The 4,178-nt window shown below is 50.8% G+C and carries 5 protein-coding genes; 4 read left to right on the top strand and 1 reads right to left on the bottom strand.

What is annotated here, in order from left to right:
* The first annotated feature begins 388 nt into the window (after positions 1–388).
* The gene (locus CPT76_RS15920) at positions 389–724 is read left to right on the top strand and encodes a DUF2087 domain-containing protein (protein ID WP_258168537.1); all 336 of its coding nucleotides are present in this window, start codon (positions 389–391) and stop codon (positions 722–724) included.
* Between the two features lie 436 nt (positions 725–1,160).
* Positions 1,161–2,249, top strand: coding sequence for a ribosome small subunit-dependent GTPase A (rsgA, locus tag CPT76_RS15915; protein ID WP_258168536.1), 1,089 nt, complete (start codon positions 1,161–1,163; stop codon positions 2,247–2,249).
* Between the two features lie 96 nt (positions 2,250–2,345).
* On the opposite strand, the gene CPT76_RS15910 is transcribed toward rsgA, so the two are convergent.
* The gene (locus CPT76_RS15910; protein ID WP_076167880.1) at positions 2,346–2,972 is read right to left on the bottom strand and encodes an FMN-dependent NADH-azoreductase; all 627 of its coding nucleotides are present in this window, start codon (positions 2,970–2,972) and stop codon (positions 2,346–2,348) included.
* Between the two features lie 211 nt (positions 2,973–3,183).
* Here CPT76_RS15910 and CPT76_RS15905 point away from each other — a divergent pair, with 211 nt between their 5' ends.
* Together CPT76_RS15905 and CPT76_RS37480 are read left to right on the top strand one after the other, a co-directional pair.
* On the top strand, positions 3,184–3,711 hold the full coding sequence (locus tag CPT76_RS15905; protein ID WP_105443573.1) for a hypothetical protein: 528 nt from the start codon (positions 3,184–3,186) through the stop codon (positions 3,709–3,711).
* A gap of 97 nt (positions 3,712–3,808) precedes the next feature.
* The gene (locus CPT76_RS37480; protein WP_163872756.1) at positions 3,809–3,946 is read left to right on the top strand and encodes a hypothetical protein; all 138 of its coding nucleotides are present in this window, start codon (positions 3,809–3,811) and stop codon (positions 3,944–3,946) included.
* The last annotated feature ends 232 nt before the right edge of the window (positions 3,947–4,178 follow it).

The following is a 4,178-nucleotide window of genomic DNA, read 5'->3' as shown; positions in this document are numbered from 1 at the left end:
ATTTCTCCTCCTCTGTCTATAAACCACTCACGTTTTATCGTATCGCAAATTTCCGGTAAAAACCACCATGGACAGCCAATAGAGATCCGCACAAGGTGTGCATGCGGCTGATCATTTTTACGTGAACATGCTGCATATACGGTGATTTTTACATGTGCCGTTGACAAATTCGTTTGAGAGACATAATATTAGATACATATCAAATTAGATGTTTATTAAAATTATTATTTCGGTATTTCGGCGGGCTATCCGGTTTGATGGCAGGAGATCAGTTGCAGCCTGGTTCCTTCCGGACAGCGCTCGGTATATTTTACCCAACCTTTCACGGGATTTATCAAAGGAGGTCCGGCCGAACATCGAATGAGCAATGAAGGGAGCTGACATGTATATGAGTAAAGCAGATGAAATGCAGAAGGGAACCTCCGATCCAATGAACGAGGCCATGAAGGCGGCGGTGCTGAGGAACTTTTTTGCGGCGGACGGGAGGCTGGCGCAAATACCAGCCCAGTACAAGAAGAAATTGATCGCCATGCAGCATCTGGTGGAGAAGCTTGAGCCGGGGCGCCGTTACACTGAGAAAGAAATCAACGCGTTTATACAGCAGTTTCATGATGATTACGCAACGATCCGGCGCGAGTTTATCATTCACCGGTATATGTCTCGGGATAACGACATTTATGAAATGAACCCCCGGGACCAGTGGACGAAGTGGGAGCAGGTTTGATCCCGTCCGGAAATTAAGGCTTGACATGAAACAAGCATTCCGTATATGATGGCAGCAAATGACAGGAAAGGAGACGATATAAAATGATGAAGAGCATTGTATGGAACTTGACCCCTTTAACATTTTATATATGGTCTCCTTTGACGGCTGGATAATCGATCGGATTTGAGGATTCACGTCTGATCATACGGCATTTCATCAGCAGGCATGGTTTCATGTTTGCCGAATAAGCCGCGGAGACCTACATGGGTTGCCGCGGCTTTATTGCGTTCGGTAACGTTTCGGTATGGCATCACAGATTTGGTGTGCCTTTTTCCGGACGTTTCGGTTTGCGCATAAAAGGGAAATGCTCTCTGATTGATTCAGAAGTCATGCCCCCGGAGCCTAAGCTTCGGGGGCTTTTTGTCATTCATTCACTAATTGGAGGGATTTTTACTTGAATTTAGAGCATTATGGATGGAATACGGATTGGCAGCAGAAATGGCTGCAGCGAGATCGCAAACAGCACGTTCCCGGCCGCATCGTCAGCGACTTCGGTCAAATGTACCGGGTCTGGACCTCAGCCGGGGAAGTATGGGGAGAAGTATCGGGCAAGCTGAAGCATGAGCATCAGGACCGGAGTGAGCTGCCGGCTGTAGGCGACTGGGTGGAAGTTCAGGCGCTGGAGCAGGAAGAGCGGGTGATCGTTCATAGCGTCCTGGAACGTAAAACCTGCATCTCCCGGCAGGCCGCAGGAGTCGCCACCATTAATGAGCAGATCATCGCCTCCAACGTCGATACGCTGTTTCTGGTCAGCTCGCTCAATGACGATTTTAACGTCAGGCGCATGGAAAGGTATTTGATCATGGCCTGGAACAGCGGCGTAACCCCGGTTATACTGCTCAGCAAGGCCGATCTATGCCCGGACGCGGAGCTGAAGGTCGCTGAGATGGAAGGGGCGGCGCCGGGGGTGCCGGTTCACGCCATCAGCGCGCTGGAAGATATGGGACGCGACATCGTCTCCGCTTACCTGGGGGAAGGGATCACCGTGGCGCTGACCGGCTCATCCGGCTGCGGCAAATCGACCATCGTCAACTGGTTGTCCGAGGCCGGCGTGCAGAAGACTCAAGGGATCCGCGATGATGACAGCCGCGGGCGCCATACGACGACGCACCGCCAGCTGTTCCTGCTGCCCCAAGGGGGCATCATGGCCGATACGCCCGGCATGCGGGAACTGCGGCTGTTCGAAGACGAAGGAGGTCTGGCCCAAGCGTTTTCCGACATCGAGGAGATCGGCGGCCGGTGCCGCTTTGCGGACTGCAAGCATGAAGGCGAGGCGGGATGCGCCGTCCGGGAAGCGGTGGAAGCAGGCGTACTGGAGGAGCGGCGGCTGTCTAATTACCATAAGACGCAGCGGGAGCTGAAGTTTCAAGCGGTAAAAGAAGCACGAAGCAGGCGCAAGGCTGATCCGAAGGGGCGGGGATCCAAAAGTGGGGCCCCGCGCAAATCCTCATCCTATTGGACGAAGCAGCTGATGGATGAATAAGTCAGCAAAAAACCACGATGGATACCATCGTGGTTTTTGGGCTGGAGATCGTTGTCCAGCTTCCGTGCAAATCATTTTAAAAGCAGATAAGCAGGATTAAAAGTTCTTGGCGGCTTCGGCAGCTTTGGCTACACCGGCTTCAACCAATGCGGCAGCCTGATCCGGAAGCTGGTTATGGCCTTCAACGATAATGGTCGTTACATCTTTGACCCCGAACAGACCCATGCTGCGCGAAACGAAGTTGACGGCCATTTCGCTGGCAGCGGCAGGGCCTTCGGAATAGATGCCGCCTCTCGCATTGAGGATAGCGACCTTCTTATCGCCAGCCAGACCTACAGGGCCCTCCGGCGTATATTTAAAGGTTTTGCCTGCACGGTTCAGGTAGTCCAGGTACGAATGAAGCACGGCCGGAACAGTCATGTTCCACAGCGGGAAGCCGAAGACGATTTTGTCGGCGGCCAGGAACTGATCGAGGTAGCGGTCGGCGATCGCTGCCGCTTCACGTTCCTCAGGTGTCGTTTCGATGCCGTTGGCGGTTTTATACAGGCCGGTAATCGTCGTATGGTCGTAATAACGCGGCTGTTCGGCGAACAGGTCCAGCTCCACGATTTCGTCCTCCGGATGAGCTGCCGTGTAGGAATCCTTGAAAGCATGATACAGCTTCACGCTGATCGCCTGGTCAATGGGACGGTTGTTTGCTTTGATAAAAAGTACAGTAGACATGGTGTAAACTCCTTTAAGTATAAAATAGTCACTAACTATGATAAATATAGTAAATTAAAATGTTTAAAAAGTCAAAAAAATATTTTTTTTGAGCAGAAACAGATGTCGAATGATAACGAAAATATTTTATGTAAAAGCGCTTTCTTTCCTGGTCATAATGGGACTAGTCATTCCAATATATAATAGTAAGGAATAGGGAGGTGGGGGAAGGATGGGCTTTTATCATCTGTTTTGGGGATTTTTGTTTATGTTTGATTTCCAAATCAACGGTTTTGACATTTTACCCGACGTGATCGGCTATCTGCTGTTCTATGTGGGGCTGGCCAAGCTGAACCGGCGCTCCGAGCATTTTCGCAAAGCCGGGAACACGGCGGCTGTCCTGCTTGGTGTGTCCGCTCTTGCCTTTGTTTTGTCGGTCCTGCCCCGTGCTTCCGCAGCGATCGGAATTCCGCTGGGCTTGGTCATCCTCCTTCTGAATTTGTACATGGTGTTTCATATTTGTCAGGGAATCGGCGCTCTGGCTGGAAGGAGAGGTCTGTATCAGTTTCAAAGCATGGCTCTCCAGCGCTGGCGGTGGTATTTGCTGCTCGTGCCCGCGATGTTCGTCGTCCTGCTCATCGCTGCCCTGCTTCCAGCTGCGGCGCTCATTCTCGGGCTCGTGCTGATTGTGGCGTCTTTTGTCATAAATGTTCTAATGATGCTGCTGATGAGGGAAGCCGAGCATCACCTGCGCCGCTAGGCGCTGATTAAAGGCGGAAACGGCTGGGTATATATTCAAAACAGGAAGAAACTTCCTGGATTTATAAGGAAAATTCAATGACAAGGAGAGGATGGGCATGTCCATTGACCGCTTTATTTTAAAAAAATTGGACTCCTGCCAAGAAGAACATACGCGCGCCAATCTAGTGCAGCTGTTCAAAATCCGCATCCAGAAAGCAGAAAGAGCAACCGGTTTCCATATGGGCAGACACTAGTTCATGACGATCAGGGGAGCCTTCACGGAATACTGGTTTACGATATCGAACTTTATCCTTTTGCAAGGTCCCCCGAAAATGCCAAAATAGCTTTCATGAAGGAGCCCCACTTTGTGGGGTTATTTTGTGCCCTTTTACCGTCTATGCAACCTTTCTATCCACCAAGCCGTCAAACAGATCAGATTGGAAAATATTACGCATGGAGTGGATGCATTGTGAACAAATTGCTGCC

The sequence above is a fragment of the Paenibacillus sp. AR247 genome, from assembly GCF_002968895.1.
In the GTDB taxonomy this organism is placed as follows: Bacteria; Bacillota; Bacilli; order Paenibacillales; family Paenibacillaceae; genus Paenibacillus_AQ; species Paenibacillus_AQ favisporus.
This window is presented reverse-complemented; position numbering and strand designations above follow the sequence as displayed.

What these genes read in the sequence shown, in the direction of transcription:
- CPT76_RS15920 (WP_258168537.1), top strand. Translation starts at nt 389, where the DNA reads ATGAGTAAAGCAGATGAAATGCAGAAGGGAACCTCCGATCCAATGAAC.
- CPT76_RS15910 (WP_076167880.1), bottom strand. Translation starts at nt 2,972, where the DNA reads ATGTCTACTGTACTTTTTATCAAAGCAAACAACCGTCCCATTGACCAG.
- CPT76_RS15905 (WP_105443573.1), top strand. Translation starts at nt 3,184, where the DNA reads ATGGGCTTTTATCATCTGTTTTGGGGATTTTTGTTTATGTTTGATTTC.
- CPT76_RS37480 (WP_163872756.1), top strand. Translation starts at nt 3,809, where the DNA reads ATGTCCATTGACCGCTTTATTTTAAAAAAATTGGACTCCTGCCAAGAA.